We start from the raw sequence: 14475 nt of genomic DNA on the forward strand, positions 1-14475 counted from the left end.
CAGGTGACTAATGCAACATAGGGGCCAATAAGCCCGGTGCCTAGCTAGAAAGATAAGCGATTGATTATTAAAAGAAAATAGCAGGTAAATAGCCGCCAAGGTGGTGCCTGGCGGCCAGATTTTTGGCGCTAGCGCTGGCTGTTTACCCCGCCAGCTTAGGCTCTAGGTCTACGGCGGTGCTTTCACCTTCGGTTTTGGCGATGACTACGGCGCCGCAGGCATCACTAAAAACATTAACCGCGGTGCGCATCATATCGAGTATGCGGTCGGTGACCAGCAATAGCCCAAGGCCTTCCAAGGGTAAGCCTATGACACCTAAGATGACGGTAATCGCCACCAGGCTGGCTGCGGGTATACCCGCCACCCCTATAGAGGTGAGCAGGGCGACCAAGACCACAATAAACTGCTGGCTAAAGCTCAGGTCCAAGCCATAGGCTTGGGCGATAAACATAGCGGCCACGCATTCATACAGGGCGGTACCGTCCATATTAATAGTGGCACCCAGGGGCAGTACAAAACTGGTAGTGCGATTGGACACCCCTACCTCTTTTTCTACGGTTTCTAAACTCAGCGGCAGGGTAGCTGAGCTGGAGGCGGTAGAAAAAGCAGTGAGCATGACCGGCGACATTTTTTTCATAAAGGCGCCGGGGCTGACCTTAGCAAAAAATCGTAAGATTAATGGCAGCACTACAAAGGCGTGTATTAGTAATGCGGCAAAGGCCGTTAAAAAGAAAATCATTAAGGGTTTAAAAGCTTCAAAGCCCGTGGCGGCTACGGTTTTGGCGACCAGCCCAAACACCCCTAACGGTGCAAACTTCATCACCCACATGGTGATGAACATCATAATATCGAATACGCCCTGCCAGGCGTCTTGCAGCAGCTGGCCGCGGCTGCTGTCTATGCGGGTCATAAAAAAGCCAAATAATAGGCTAAAAAATATCAGCCCCAACATTTGCCCATCGGCTGCGGCTTCCACCACATTGGTGGGCACCATGCGCAAGAATACTTCGCTGAGATCACTAATATTACTGCCCTCTACCTTGCCTATCACCTCATCGAGTTGCTGCTTATCGGTGCTAAGGTTGAGCCTGGAACCCGCGGGTTCACCATCAATAATGCCCGGGGTGGTCAAGTTGACTAAGGCTAGCCCTAAGACTATCGCCAAGGTGCTACTGGTTAGGTAAAAGGCAATGGTTTTACCGCCTAACCGGCCTAAATGTTTACTGCTGCCTATGCCGCTAATACCGCAAATAATTGAGGCCATGATTAAGGGCACAATAATCATTTTTAAGGCGTTTAAAAATAAGCTGCCCATAAAGCTATAGGCTGAGATTAACGGGATACCCAGCAAGCTGCTGTCGCTGGAGGTGGCAAGGCCGGCTAGCACCGCCAGTACCATGGCGATAATAATTTGCCAGTGCAGAGCTAATTTTTTCATAGTTGGCCTTCGTTTATTTTTTATTGTTTGTGGGTGTAGGTTATGAATAGTCCAGCGGCTATTGGCTGATGTTGTGCAATAAGCTTAGCACCTTTGCCAGGCCTAGGCCTTGCAGATGCTTGATATTGGTATCGGGTATGCTCTCGGGGTCGGGGTGATGGGCTATGGCCTGCTCCAGTTGTTGCTCGCGTATAAAATGCAGCATGGGGAAGGGGGAGCGGTTGCTGTAGTGGCTAACATCGTCTTCGGCGACACCGGCAAATACATACTGGGGGTGAAAGGTGGCGATTTGCAGGGTGCCTTCCAAGCCTGCCTCTAGCAGCAGGTCGTTGGCCCAATCGGCAAAATCTAAGTAGTCGTGAAAATCTGCCAAGGCCTGGTCGAATACCAATAGGCTGGTGCTTAGGGTTTTTGGGTCGCTTTGTACGAGTAGGTCTAGCTCGGCTAGTACTTGCCGCACCATCTCCTGCTCATCATTGCTGCTGCATAGGGCTATGCGTATGCTGTCCTCTTCCAATACCTTTTGGGCAAAGGGGCAGAGGTTAAGCTTAATAACAAAATCTGTTAGCCAGGCGCGAGTTTGTTGTTGGGGGCTAGGCATTAGTGATTTTTCTCACGCTTTCTTCCAAACCAGGCAGCGGTTATTGGCGGGCATCTCGTGGTCAGCGAGTAGTTGCAGGCCAGCCTGCTGGGCTAAGGCATCGACCTTTTCAAAATCCCTAATGCCGCTAAGCGGGTCGCGGCTCTGTAACCACTGATCAAACTGGGCATTGCTGGCACTGGTGTAGTCGCCATGGTAGTTAAAGGGGCCGTAGACACAGACTAGGCCGTTGTTTTCCAATAATTCGGCCACCCCGGCAAAAAAACGCTGTACTTCATCCCAGCTCATAATATGTAAGGTGTTGGCAGTAAATATGGCGTCCACGGGATCTAGTAGCCAATGTTGGGCTACATCAAAATGTATAGGCGTGAGCAGATTGGACAGCTGACTTTGCGCGCAGCGCTGTTCTAGGTCTTCATCATAGTCGCTGCGGTCGCTGGGCTGCCACTGTAGCTGTGGCATTGCGGCGGCGAAATAAACCGCATGCTGGCCAGTGCCGCTACCAATTTCTAGCACTCGCTTAGTATTGGCAAATAAGGGCTTGAGCACCGCTAAAATCGGATCTTTGTTATTTTCGCAGGATTGTGAAAATGCTAAGGTCATTTTGGCTTATTCCTTGTGCTGGAGTACGTAAGCTCCGTGCTTAATAACAAATGCTAAAACGTGGCGATATAGCGTGAGAGCTGTTCTAGTTTTACGGGGTCGTCGTCAACAAAACGTATACCCAGCTTTAATACATTAGCATCTATACGGTTTTCTGCCGCTTGTATGCTGTGCACATAGCCATTTAAGCGGGCCACATCTTCGCCATCGTTTTGCACTATGCTGATGACTACCGGCTCTAGCACAGTGGGCAGCTGCTCTTCGCGCTTAATGGCGCCTGCTAATGTTTGTAAAGTAATGGAACTAATAACGCATTGGCTGCTAAAGCCGGCGAAGTGAATTTGCGCCTGTCCGCGCGCCACAGCAGTTTTTTTGCTGGATTTTTTGCGGGCGGGTGCCGGTGCTGCGGCTGCCCCACCCATGAGTGCGCTAAGCGAATCACTGGCGGCAGCTTTAGTGTTGTTGCTGCTGGCGGCGGGTTTACTGCCAGCGGTTAATAAGTCTACGCTTTCACCTGCCAATCCCGGTGTGGCTTTCTTGGCCTCGGGTACTTTAAAGCCAGCTTTTTTCAGTGTTTTGCTAACTTTTTTGGCCAGTGTTTCTGGTGAAAAAGGCTTGCCTATGTATTCGCTAACCCCGGCCTGTACAGCTTTGATAATAAAATCTTTTTCGCCACGGCTGGTTACCATAATAAAGGGTAGCTCGGCAGTGCTTTCATTGCCGCGTACCCAGCGCAGCAATTCTTCGCCGCTCATTTCTGGCATTTCCCAGTCGCATAAAATTAAATCAAAGCGATTAATTTTAATCATGGATTGAGCTTTGCGGCCGTTGTTGGCATCGCTAACTTCGCAGCCGGGAAAGCAGCTGCGCAAGTTCTTTTTTAGCATTTCGCGTATAAACGAGGCATCGTCTACTACGAGTATTTTTAAACCTTTCATAGGCTAGCCTTAACTATTTTTGCTCTTCGCGGGTGAATACCCATTCTCTGGCGGTAGACATGGCGGCGTTGTAGCGATAGCCATCGGTATCAAACTTTTTAATCGCAGTAGCATCACTGAGCTGGTTTTCAATAATATAAGCGCTCATTAAACCGCGTGCTTTTTTGGCGTAAAAGCTAATGATTTTATACTTGCCGTTTTTACAGTCTTTAAAAACAGGGGTAATGATTTCAGCGTTTAAAGCTTTGGGTTTTACCGCTTTAAAATATTCATTGGAGGCAAGGTTAATAATGACATCGCTTTTAATTTTTTTAAGCTGGGCATTAATAGCATCAGTAATGTCATTGCCCCAGAATTCATAGAGGTTTTTGCCGCGTTGATTGGCAAACTTGGTGCCCATTTCTAGGCGATAGGGCTGGATTAAATCCAGTGGCCGCAATAAACCGTAAAGGCCAGACAATATACGCAAATGTTTTTGTGCAAAGTTAAACGACTTGCTGTTAAAGCTTTCAGCATTCAGGCCGGTGTAGACATCGCCCTTAAACGCTAATACCGCAGCCTTGGCATTATTGCTATCAAAAGGTGTGTGCCAATTGTGAAAGCGTTGGTGGTTAAGCTCGCCCAGTTTGTCGCTAATACTCATTAGCTCAGAAATATCGCTGGGGCTGAGTTCGCGCAATTCATCAATCAACTGTTGTGAATGGGCTAAAAAATCAGGCTCGCTATGGACTTTGGTTTTGGCTGGAGTTTCAAAATCTAAAGTTTTGGCGGGGGAGATAAGCATTAACATAAGGAATAACTCAATAACTAATCAGGTGACAAAATGGCTTGCCACCAATTCAGGGGCTCGCCGCTTTGAGGGTGGTACACATTACCGTAGAGCCAGTTGGATTGTGGGTGTTGCTCTAATTGCTCGTTTAATAATTTTTCTATGGTATTAAAACCGCAGGAAACATGGATGCTGTACACCAGTACGCGCTTTTCGTGTATGTCTAAATCGCCGCCTAGTTTCTCTATCGCCGAGGTAAGGGCCTGCTCTAGGTTGTCGTTGTCTTCTTTGCTAAATACTCGCACGCAGAGGTTGCCGCCGTGTTGAAGTACCTTAAAGCTGCCCTTGGGCTGGCTGCTATCGTTAGCATTGGCATGGATAACATCGCCGCGGGCAATACCGCGTACAAAGACAGGGGATTTTAATAATAAATAACTGTGCTCTTCGGGCTGGGGGGTGACTAGCACCCGCTCTACCACCATTTCGCCGTTGGGGTGCTGGCCGGCCAATAACTCTAGGGTGGGCTGGCCGCCTATGATTGTTTCTACTGCCATGGTTAATTCTCTTAAGCTGTGACTGTGGTCGTTAGCAAATGTATACGCCGTTGTCGCGGCGGCGCTCACATTCACGAGTCACATTTTTGCACACCTGTATCATGGCCGAACTGGGGTCGGCTATTGCCGCACAGTCGCTGGCCTTAGCCGCTAGTTGATCATCGGGCAGCTTTTGCCATTTGCTTTCACAGGCGGCGAGTAAGACCGCTGAGCTTAATAGAGCTGATGTAAAAATAATTTTCATTATTCTCTCTCTTCGGGGAGTTAAGCGCTAAGGGAAGGTAGTCAATTATTGCTGGTGTACCGGCCCTCACTTTAACAGATAGCCCGCTTGTATGGCCAGTTGGCCGTGCTAGTTGCAGATAGCTTAGTTATAATCGGTGCACAATAACAATCATCGCCTCACGAAGACATAACCATGGCCTTTCTTTATACCCTGCAACAAATGATAGATCGTTTTAGTCTGCTTAGTGGCCGTATACTGAGCTTGGTCAGTTTACTGATGATGCTCACGCTCAGTACGGTGGTGGTATTGCGCTATGGTTTCAACCTAGGGTTTATAGCTCTGCAGGAGTTGGTGAGCTACCTGCACGCCTCGGTCTTTATGCTGGCCACGGCCTATACCCTGCAGCAAGACGGTCATGTGCGGGTAGATATTTTTTACAGGCACTTTAGCCCCAGAGCTAAGGCCTGGGTGAACAGCCTGGGAGGTTTGGTTTTTTTACTGCCCTTGTGTGGCTATTTTGTGCTCAGTAGCTGGGAGTTTGTGCTGCAAGCCTGGGCTATTAAAGAGGGCTCCGCTGACCCCGGCGGCCTACCGGCAGTATTCCTGTTAAAAACATTGATTCCTATGATGGCTATTAGCTTGGCCTTGCAGGCGGTGGCGGAAATACTGCGCAATGCCCTGCTGCTGGTTACCACTACCGCCGAGCCGGAGGCCAGCGCATGATAGAGCTAATTCCCCTGCTGATGTTTGTAGTGGTGTGCCTGGTGTTAATGCTGGGCTATCCAGTGGCCTTCTCGTTGGCGGGTACGGCGCTGATCTTTGCTGGCGCCGGCATTATAGGCGGGGTGTTTGATCCCGCAGCCTTAAGCGCCTTGCCCAATCGCCTATTTGGCACCATGAACAATATCACCTTAATGGCCGTACCTTTGTTTGTGATGATGGGGGTGATGTTAGAGAAGTCGCGCATAGCCGAAGAGCTATTAGACAATATGGCCAGTTTATTTGGCAGCCTGCGTGGCGGCCTTAGCATCTCGGTAGTGGTGGTAGGCATGTTGCTGGCAGCCAGCACCGGTATTGTCGGGGCTACGGTGGTAACTATGGGTTTAATGTCACTGCCCACTATGCTGAAGCGCGGCTATGACCCCAAGCTGGCCACCGGGGTGATATGCGCCACCGGCACCTTGGGGCAAATCATTCCGCCTTCCATCGCCTTGGTATTGCTAGGGGATATACTTTCTAGCGCCTATCAGCGTTCACAATTAAGCCGTGGTGTATTTGCTCCCGAAACCATGTCGGTGGGGGATTTATTTATAGGAGCACTGGTACCGGGTGTGGTTTTAGTGCTGCTATATGTAGGCTATGTGTTTATTTACGCGCAGCTTAAACCGCAGGCCGCACCCGCCATGGCGAAACAGGCGGTAGATTTTACTAAGCTGGGCAAGGGCTTATTGCCTCCGGTGCTACTAATAGTAGTGGTGCTGGGTTCTATTTTGGCGGGGGTGGCTACGCCCACAGAGGCTGCGGCCATAGGTGCCTTAGGTGCGACTTTGCTAGCGGCGGCCAAGGGCCAGCTCAGCCGCCAGCGCTTAGCGGAAGTGGCCGACGGCACGGTCAAAGTGACCTGCATGGTGTTTATGATTTTAATGGGCGCGGCAGTGTTTTCTATCGTGTTTCGTGGTTTTGGCGGCGAAGAGCTGATTCATCATTGGTTTGCCACCATGCCCGGCGGCGTTATGGCCGCGACCTTGGTGGTGATGGTGGTGATCTTCTTATTGGGTTTTATACTCGATTTTATAGAGATCACCTTTGTGGTCGTGCCTATTGTGGCACCCATACTACTTAATATGGGGGTAGACCCTATCTGGTTGGGCATTATGATTGCCGTGAACCTGCAAACCTCCTTTTTAACACCGCCTTTTGGTTTTGCTTTGTTTTATTTACGGGGGGTGGCGCCAGAGTCAGTTCACACGGCTGACATATATAAAGGCGTTATCCCTTTTGTTGTTATACAACTTTTACTATTATTGGCGCTGGCCTGCTACCCTGAATTGGCCACGTGGCTGCCAGCAATAATGAAGCAATAACAAAACAATAAAGAAAATTTAACACCTACATCTACCGGATTATTTATGAACGCTAATAGCGACCTAGACGACCAAGCCCCCACGCCCAATGGCGATTTAATGCTGCAAACAGTAGCCATGCCTGCTGATACCAACCCCGCAGGTGATATTTTTGCCGGTTGGCTAGTGTCACAAATGGATATAGCAGGTGCCATTAAAGCGGTTAACGTCACCCACACCCGGGTAGTGACAGTAGCTATAGATAGCATGCATTTTTTAACCTCGGTACGCATAGGCTCAGTAGTGAGCTGCTATGCCGAAGTCGTTGAGGTGGGTCGCACCTCGGTGCGGGTAAAAATGGAAGTATGGATTGATTACCACAACAGCCCCGAGCCTATAAAAGTAACTGAGTGTGAAATCGTTTACGTATCGGTTAACCCCCAAGGCCAAACCGTTCCTATAGAACAATAAACACAGCTGCAAGCTATAAGCTGCAAGAGGCAAGATAAAAAAATTCTTCTTTCTTGTCGCTTTCAACTTGTAGCTTTGCTCTTGTAGTTAAAGCTGTTGTGGCTACAGCCACAACTTTACCTCTCTTGCCACTTACCGCTTGCAGCTTGCCTCTGTGGCGGTGGAGCCGCCACTTACCAATGCCCGAACTACCCGAAGTCGAAACCACCTGCCGCGGAATTAGCCCTCATATCTGTGGGGTTAAGATTAAACAGCTGGTGGTTAGAAACAGCCGCCTGCGCTGGCCGGTGCCTGCTGAGTTAACTAGCCTAGTGCAGGGCCACAAGCTGCTGTCGGTAACCCGCAGAGCCAAATACCTGCTGCTCAACTTTGGCCACGGCAGTGTCATTATGCATTTGGGCATGTCGGGCTCTATGCGCATAGTGGCCGCGAAAACGCCACCCGCTAAACACGACCACGTAGATATGGTTTTTGCCAACGCCAAAGTGCTGCGCTTTACCGATCCGCGCCGCTTTGGCTGTGTATTGTGGTGTGAGGGCGATGTACATGGCCACAAACTGTTGGCCAAGTTAGGCCCTGAGCCGCTCACCGATGAGTTTGATGGCGAGCGCCTATACCTGCGCTCGCGCAAGCGTAAAAGCCCTGTTAAAACCTTTATTATGGATAACGCCCATGTAGTGGGGGTGGGTAATATTTATGCCAACGAGGCCTTGTTTAATGCGGGCATACGCCCCACCGCCGAGGCGGGTAAAATCTCTAGGCCGCGCTACCAGCGTTTGGCGGAAGAAATTAAGGCCGTGCTGGCTAAGGCCATCACTCAAGGCGGCACTACCCTAAAAGACTTTGTGGGTGGCGACGGCAAGCCCGGCTATTTTAAGCAGCAACTACAGGTATATGGCCGCGGCGGCGAGCCCTGTGTGGCCTGCGGTAAAACCTTAAAAGAAGTCAAAATTGGCCAGCGGGCTACGGTGTTTTGCCCACAGTGCCAGCGTTAGTGCTAGAAAAGGCCTTAAAAGCCGCGACAAATTCACATTAAGCGCAGTTTTTTACCCTATAATCGAGACGTATCGTTGATTAAGGACTATGATTAGCCCTACAGTGGCAGTACATAGAATAATCACGAAGTTTGGCTTCTAACTACTTATCAACTATAGTTTTTTACAGCTTTGAAGTTTGTGGCTAATAAAACGCACTCGCAAAGCGGGTGCTACCAAAAGATGGAGATATAACAATGCGAGCCCTATTAGAGTCTTTTTCACGTTTTGCGGCGGTTTTGAGTTTAGCCGTGGTATTGGTTTTACCTCAAATTGCTTACAGCGAAGCGATTAAGGAAGAGCCCACGGCCTTAGCAATGACCGGCGATTTATTAATTGCCCGGCCTTTCTTATTGGTAGCCACAGTCGTGGGCACGGCAGTGTTCATAGTCAGCTCACCCTTTGCGGCAGCGGGCGGCAACTTAGGTGGCGCGGCTGAAACCTTGGTATTAGGCCCTGCCAAAGCAACCTTTGTGCGCTGCCTGGGTTGTACCAAATCGGGTTATCAAAGAGATGTAGTGGACGCCGACGCGGATAAATAAGCGGCAGCTCCATTAAAAAAAGGCGCAGCATGCGCCTTTTTTTGTGCCTGCTGTTTGCAGGCTAGCCTTCTTGCACTAGCTTGATGTATTTATCCATCAGCTGTTCTTGGCTCTCTAGGTGATTGGGGTCTAGCGGGATGCAGTCTACCGGGCACACGATTTGGCATTGCGGCACGTCAAAATGGCCTACGCATTCGGTGCAGCGGTTAGGGTCTATTTCGTAAATTTCCTCGCCTTGATAAATCGCCTCGTTGGGGCATTCAGGCTCGCATACATCGCAATTAATACATTCATCGGTAATGATCAGTGACATGGTGGCTAAAACTTTTCTTGCAGGGCGGCAAACACTGGCGCGGGTACAAAGGGCTGCACATCACCGCCCAAGGCGGCAATCTCACGCACCAAACTAGAGGAAATGTGAGATAACTCGGGCAGGGCATTTAAAAACACGGTTTCAAAGCCCGGCTGCAGGGCGCGGTTCATATTGGCCAGCTGCAGCTCATATTCAAAATCGGCAATGCTGCGGGTGCCACGCAAGACGATCTGGCTGTTATGGGCCTGGGCAAAGTCGACTAACAAGCCGCTAAAACCCTGCGCCTCTACATTGGCTAGGTGGCTAAAGCTTTGTTGGCATAGGTCTATGCGTTGCTCCAGGCTAAACAGCGGTTGTTTTTTTTCGCTGTTAGCTATGGCCAGCACCACATTATCGAACAGGGCGGCAGCGCGCTGTACTAAGTCCACATGGCCTAGGGTAATGGGGTCGAAGGTACCGGGGAAGATCACTGTTTTCATACGGTTGCTACTTAAGCTGGGGTTAGAACGCATAGCGCTGGCTAAGGGCATGGTAGCGAAGGGGCTGCTGCCCGTCTACAGTTAACAGGCCGTGGTGGTTATCAAGCGGATGCTACTTTAAAGAGCTGATAGCGCACTTGACCGGCCGTTTTCTCGCGGTGTAAATGCCAGTGGCTGGGCAGTACGGGTAGCTCTTCATCGCGGCCCATCTCCAAATAGACCCAGGCGTGGGGCTTTAGCAGCGGCTGCTGAGCTAGGGCGGCTAAGCATTGGGCGGCCAGCCCGCTATGAAAGGGCGGGTCTAAAAAAATAATATCGTAGGGCTCATGGTTTAGGCTTAACCAATTAAGCGCGTTGTCGTGTTTGGCTTGAGAGGTATCGGCTTGTAGCAGCGCCATATTACTGCGTAGCTGTTGCACGGCGGCGCGGGCGCTATCGACCATGTCCACACGGGCGGCGCCGCGCGATAAAGCCTCTAAGCCCAGAGCGCCGCTGCCACAAAATAAATCCAGGCATCTAGCGCCGCTAATCTCAGGTGCCAGCCAGTTAAACAGGGTTTCACGCACTCTATCGGGGGTGGGCCGCAGGCCTTCCAGCGTGGGGAAGCTGAGCTTGCGGCCGCGCCAGAGGCCGCCAATTATACGTAGTTGGTTACTGCTGGGATGTTTTTGCTGTTTGGCCATAAAAAGCGGTGCTGTGTTGATGCGGGTGGGTATTTAAGGGCTCTGTTTCGGGCGCTAAGAATGGTAGGATAGCCGCCCTATGTAAAGCATTTTGTTGGCTGTGCCTGGTTGTGATGTTGCTAAGCATAGCCCCGACAATCATATTTTGGTGTTTAGACCCGCCCATGAAGTTTTTTAAGCGTTTTAAATCAGATAAATCCCAGCCTGCCGAGCAGCCCGCAACTGAACAAGCAGCAGTCGCTGAACAGGCCATAGATGAGACTGCGCCGTTAGAGGCACCGCCGGAAGCCATAGAGCCTGCTCAGGCGCAGGCTATTACAGAGTCAGCGGCAGAGCCTGAAAAAAAGGCCGGTTTATTCTCGCGCCTAAAAGCAGGCCTTAAGCGTACCAGCAGCAACTTAGGCTCAGGCTTGGGCAATTTGTTTTTGGGTAAAAAACAGATAGACCAAGATTTGTTAGAAGAGTTAGAAACCCATTTGCTCATGGCCGATGTGGGCATAGAGGCCACCCAGGATATTATTGGCGAACTCACCCAACAAGTTTCGCGCAAAGAGTTGGCCGATGGCGATGCCCTGTATGCCGCCCTGCAAAAAGAGCTGGGCATATTATTACAACCCAGCGAAAGCCCTTTAAAAATTGATAGCAGCAAAAGCCCCTATGTAATTTTAATGGTAGGGGTAAACGGTGTGGGTAAAACCACCACCATAGGTAAGTTGGCTAAGCGCTTTCAAAGCGAGGGCCGTTCGGTAATGTTGGCTGCGGGCGATACCTTTAGAGCGGCTGCCGTTGAGCAGTTGCAAGTCTGGGGTGAGCGCAACAATGTGCCAGTAGTGGCCCAGCACACCGGTGCCGATAGTGCCTCGGTAATATTTGATGCCGTGCAAGCGGCGCAGGCACGCAACATCGATGTGTTAATAGCCGATACCGCGGGTCGCTTACACAACAAAGATAATTTAATGGAAGAGCTGCGCAAGGTGGTGCGGGTCATGGGAAAACTGGATGACAGCGCGCCCCACGAAGTGATGTTAGTGCTGGATGCAGGCACCGGCCAAAACGCCTTATCGCAGGCCAAAGCTTTTCAAGAAGTCGTAGGGGTAAGCGGCGTTACCTTAACCAAGCTAGACGGCACCGCCAAGGGCGGTATTATTTTTGCGATCAGTAAGCAGTTAAATATCCCAATACGTTTTATTGGTGTGGGCGAGCAGGTAGATGACCTACGCCCATTTGAAGCACAAGAGTTTATTAAAGCGCTATTTGCTGAACAGCAATAACTTGCAACAAGGCCTAGCCCAACAATAATGATAAAGAAAGCACACCCGCTATGATTCAATTTGATAATGTTAGCAAGCGTTATGAAGGTGGCCACGAAGCGCTGCGCAATGTCAGCTTTCACATCAACAAAAACGAAATGTTGTTTTTAACCGGCCACAGCGGCGCGGGTAAAAGCACTTTATTAAAATTGATGATGATGATGGAACGCCCCACCTCAGGGCAGGTTTTTGTGGACGGCCAAAACCTTAGAGGTTTACCTAGCCGCCACATACCGGCGCTGCGCCGCAATATAGGCGTGGTGTTTCAAAACCATCAATTATTATTTGATCGCAGCGTATTTGATAATGTTGCCTTGCCCTTAATTATTGCTGGCTACCAGCCCCGCGATATTGCCCGCCGTGTACGCGCCGCCTTGGATAAAGTGGGCCTGCTGAGCAAAGAGAAAAAAATGCCCGTTACCCTTTCCGGCGGTGAGCAACAGCGGGTGGGTATAGCCCGCGCAGTAGTTAACAAACCGAAAATATTATTAGCTGATGAGCCCACTGGTAATTTGGATCCAGAGTTGTCTGCCGAAATCATGCATTTGTTTGAGCAGTTTAATCAGGTGGGGGTGACGGTATTAATCGCCAGCCATGATTTAAGTTTAATTGCGAGGCTACCCTATAGAATGATGACGCTGCGGCAAGGCCAAGTTGTATCCGGCATCAGTGGGAGGCCGCATGACTAAGCCTGCCCAAAACAGTAACCAATATGCTCGCCGTAAAGATAAAGGCGCCAGCCAAAGTCGGGTGAGCTTAGGCGATAAACTAGGCAGTTACGCCAGCCATCATAAGCTAATCGCTAAAGACAGTTTTTTACGTTTATTAAAAACCCCCATACCCAGTTTAATGACCTGGTTAGTGATAGGCATAGCATTGGCCTTACCCGGTGGTTTATTTGTGGCCTTAGCTAATGTTGAGTCAGTTAGCAAAGGTTGGGACGGCGCTGCGCAAGTGTCGCTGTATTTGCATAAGGCGGTGGGCGAACAAGACAGCCGCAAACTGGCCGATAAAATTCGTCTGCGTGATGATGTGGCAGAAGTAGAATACATTTCCGCCGTGCAGGCGCTAGAAGAATTTAAAAAACTGTCGGGTTATGGCGATGTATTAAATCAACTCGACAGCAACCCCTTACCGGCGGTGATCGTAGTGCGGCCCGTAGATGATAGCCACGCTAACACCCAAGTCTTGTTTGAAGCGCTGCAAGCCATACCACAAGTAGAACAAGCCGTTATAGATTTAGAATGGGTGCAGCGCTTATACAGCATGATGGCCTTAGGCAAACGCATGACCTTAGCTTTGGCCGCACTGCTATCCTTAGGGGTGCTCTTAGTTATAGGTAACACCATACGCTTAGCCATAGAAAGTCGCCGCGATGAAATTGTCATTGTTAAATTAGTGGGCGCAACTAACGCCTTTGTGCGCAGGCCTTTTTTATACACCGGCCTATGGTATGGCTTGGGCGGCGGCATTATGGCTTGGTTAATTATTAGCATTAGCGTGCTGTGGTTAAGCAAACCGGTGGCGGTATTAGCCGGGCTTTATCAAAGCGAATTTAGCTTGCAAGGCTTGGCGGCTGGCGAGGTGCTTATGCTATGGCTGGCGGCGGGTTTATTAGGTTTACTAGGCGCATGGCTGGCGGTAGGTAGGCACTTGGGGTCTATAGAGCCGCGTTAATTCATCATTGAGCATGAATACAATAATAAGGAAGTTATAGGATGAAGGATCTCACTACCCGTTTAATTATAATCGTACTATTTTTTACAGCCTCAACGGCAGCCTATTGTGAGGCTACTTCCGCTACTGACGCTGTTGTCTACTTGCCAGCCCGGTTTGCTGATGGCGGTAATAGCTTATTAGATGCACTTACGTTTAAGACCGACCAATCTGATTTTATAGCGACGACGTTTTGCTATGCGAAGGCATCGATAAAAGGAAAATTAATCAAACCACTATGTCTTATTAGTGACTGGGAGCAGAGGGCTTTTAGTAAGGACGTAGAACTTCAGCTAAATGATTTACCAATAGTAGCCGCTACAATCAACGGGGAGCCTGTAAATGTGCAGGTGCAGATGATGGTAAGTTATCAGTGCGGAAAAGGCCGATGCCAAGGCCTGGTAACATTAAATCATGGAGAATTAAAAAATACCTATGGCTTAAATTATATTGCGCCACAGCTTATTTTAGATGGTTTAAAAGGCCCGCGCGGTGTTGGCGGTTGGTTCTTTGAACGGGGGGTTAAGCTTTCTTTAGGTGTTACGGTTGATAGTCAGGGATTGCCTATTGATGTAAAAGAGTTTAAGTCTGAACCTGAATATAGAATGTGGTCAAAAAAAGTAAAAAAAATGTTGAAGAGAAGCCGTTATATTCCTGGCATATATAACGCTGAGTATGTGAGTATGTCCTATACATATGCTTTTATTGTTTATTAATGCTATGTAAACTTAATTA

At 49.5% G+C, this 14475-nt stretch carries 19 protein-coding genes; 9 read left to right on the top strand and 10 right to left on the bottom strand.

Annotation, left to right across the window (positions count from 1 at the left end; all coding sequences use genetic code 11):
- Window positions 1–142 precede the first annotated feature (142 nt).
- From NO559_RS04575 to NO559_RS04605, 7 genes are read right to left on the bottom strand one after another with little or no spacing between them, the layout of a single operon-like run.
- Window positions 143–1438: a dicarboxylate/amino acid:cation symporter gene (locus NO559_RS04575; RefSeq protein ID WP_258330615.1), complete on the bottom strand. Its 1296-nt coding sequence runs from the start codon at window positions 1436–1438 to the stop codon at window positions 143–145.
- Between the two features lie 58 nt (window positions 1439–1496).
- Window positions 1497–2039, bottom strand: coding sequence for a DUF1415 domain-containing protein (locus NO559_RS04580; RefSeq protein WP_258330616.1), 543 nt, complete (start codon window positions 2037–2039; stop codon window positions 1497–1499).
- Window positions 2040–2051: 12 nt separating this feature from the next.
- A complete protein-coding gene (locus NO559_RS04585; protein WP_258330617.1) occupies window positions 2052–2642 on the bottom strand; it encodes a class I SAM-dependent methyltransferase in 591 nt (196 codons plus the stop codon).
- A 53-nt stretch (window positions 2643–2695) separates the two neighbouring features.
- Window positions 2696–3580 (bottom strand): response regulator, encoded by an 885-nt coding sequence (locus NO559_RS04590; protein ID WP_258330618.1) that lies wholly within the window; start codon window positions 3578–3580, stop codon window positions 2696–2698.
- A gap of 13 nt (window positions 3581–3593) precedes the next feature.
- Window positions 3594–4370: a peroxide stress protein YaaA gene (gene yaaA, locus NO559_RS04595; RefSeq protein ID WP_258330619.1), complete on the bottom strand. Its 777-nt coding sequence runs from the start codon at window positions 4368–4370 to the stop codon at window positions 3594–3596.
- A gap of 17 nt (window positions 4371–4387) precedes the next feature.
- Window positions 4388–4903, bottom strand: coding sequence for a DUF4265 domain-containing protein (locus NO559_RS04600; protein WP_258330620.1), 516 nt, complete (start codon window positions 4901–4903; stop codon window positions 4388–4390).
- A 31-nt stretch (window positions 4904–4934) separates the two neighbouring features.
- Window positions 4935–5147 (bottom strand): hypothetical protein, encoded by a 213-nt coding sequence (locus NO559_RS04605; RefSeq protein WP_258330621.1) that lies wholly within the window; start codon window positions 5145–5147, stop codon window positions 4935–4937.
- 174 nt (window positions 5148–5321) lie between these two features.
- Between NO559_RS04605 and NO559_RS04610 the strand changes: the two genes are divergently transcribed.
- The 5 genes from NO559_RS04610 to NO559_RS04630 all read left to right on the top strand — a co-directional run bounded on the left by NO559_RS04610 (window position 5322) and on the right by NO559_RS04630 (window position 9239).
- Complete coding sequence (locus NO559_RS04610; RefSeq protein ID WP_258330622.1) at window positions 5322–5852, top strand: TRAP transporter small permease subunit; 531 nt, start codon at window positions 5322–5324, stop codon at window positions 5850–5852.
- A complete protein-coding gene (locus tag NO559_RS04615; RefSeq protein ID WP_258330623.1) occupies window positions 5849–7213 on the top strand; it encodes a TRAP transporter large permease subunit in 1365 nt (454 codons plus the stop codon). The genes NO559_RS04610 and NO559_RS04615 overlap by 4 nt, the downstream gene beginning before the upstream one ends.
- 45 nt (window positions 7214–7258) lie before the next feature.
- Entirely contained in the window at window positions 7259–7663 is a 405-nt protein-coding gene (locus NO559_RS04620; RefSeq protein WP_258330624.1) for an acyl-CoA thioesterase, read from the top strand.
- Between the two features lie 179 nt (window positions 7664–7842).
- A complete protein-coding gene (gene mutM, locus NO559_RS04625; protein ID WP_258330625.1) occupies window positions 7843–8658 on the top strand; it encodes a bifunctional DNA-formamidopyrimidine glycosylase/DNA-(apurinic or apyrimidinic site) lyase in 816 nt (271 codons plus the stop codon).
- A 236-nt stretch (window positions 8659–8894) separates the two neighbouring features.
- On the top strand, window positions 8895–9239 hold the full coding sequence (locus NO559_RS04630) for a hypothetical protein (RefSeq protein WP_258330626.1): 345 nt from the start codon (window positions 8895–8897) through the stop codon (window positions 9237–9239).
- A 61-nt stretch (window positions 9240–9300) separates the two neighbouring features.
- Here the strand turns inward: NO559_RS04630 and NO559_RS04635 are convergent, their stop codons facing one another.
- From NO559_RS04635 to rsmD, 3 genes are all read right to left on the bottom strand, one after another.
- Complete coding sequence (locus tag NO559_RS04635; protein WP_258330627.1) at window positions 9301–9552, bottom strand: YfhL family 4Fe-4S dicluster ferredoxin; 252 nt, start codon at window positions 9550–9552, stop codon at window positions 9301–9303.
- A gap of 5 nt (window positions 9553–9557) precedes the next feature.
- On the bottom strand, window positions 9558–10031 hold the full coding sequence (coaD, locus tag NO559_RS04640) for a pantetheine-phosphate adenylyltransferase (protein ID WP_258330628.1): 474 nt from the start codon (window positions 10029–10031) through the stop codon (window positions 9558–9560).
- Window positions 10032–10132: 101 nt separating this feature from the next.
- A complete protein-coding gene (rsmD, locus tag NO559_RS04645) occupies window positions 10133–10714 on the bottom strand; it encodes a 16S rRNA (guanine(966)-N(2))-methyltransferase RsmD (protein WP_258330629.1) in 582 nt (193 codons plus the stop codon).
- A 164-nt stretch (window positions 10715–10878) separates the two neighbouring features.
- Between rsmD and ftsY the strand changes: the two genes are divergently transcribed.
- Genes ftsY through NO559_RS04665 form a run of 4 tightly spaced genes read left to right on the top strand, consistent with a single transcriptional unit; the run spans window position 10879 to window position 14456 of the window.
- Window positions 10879–11985 (top strand): signal recognition particle-docking protein FtsY, encoded by a 1107-nt coding sequence (gene ftsY / locus NO559_RS04650; protein WP_258330630.1) that lies wholly within the window; start codon window positions 10879–10881, stop codon window positions 11983–11985.
- 50 nt (window positions 11986–12035) lie between these two features.
- A complete protein-coding gene (ftsE, locus tag NO559_RS04655) occupies window positions 12036–12713 on the top strand; it encodes a cell division ATP-binding protein FtsE (protein WP_258330631.1) in 678 nt (225 codons plus the stop codon).
- Window positions 12706–13701 carry a permease-like cell division protein FtsX gene (ftsX, locus tag NO559_RS04660; RefSeq protein WP_258330632.1) on the top strand — a complete coding sequence of 332 codons (996 nt, stop codon included), beginning with the start codon at window positions 12706–12708 and terminating at the stop codon, window positions 13699–13701. The genes ftsE and ftsX overlap by 8 nt, the downstream gene beginning before the upstream one ends.
- A gap of 41 nt (window positions 13702–13742) precedes the next feature.
- Window positions 13743–14456: a hypothetical protein gene (locus NO559_RS04665; protein ID WP_258330633.1), complete on the top strand. Its 714-nt coding sequence runs from the start codon at window positions 13743–13745 to the stop codon at window positions 14454–14456.
- The last annotated feature ends 19 nt before the right edge of the window (window positions 14457–14475 follow it).

Source organism: Dasania sp. GY-MA-18, from assembly GCF_024734385.1.
GTDB lineage: Bacteria > Pseudomonadota > Gammaproteobacteria > Pseudomonadales > Dasaniaceae > Dasania > Dasania phycosphaerae.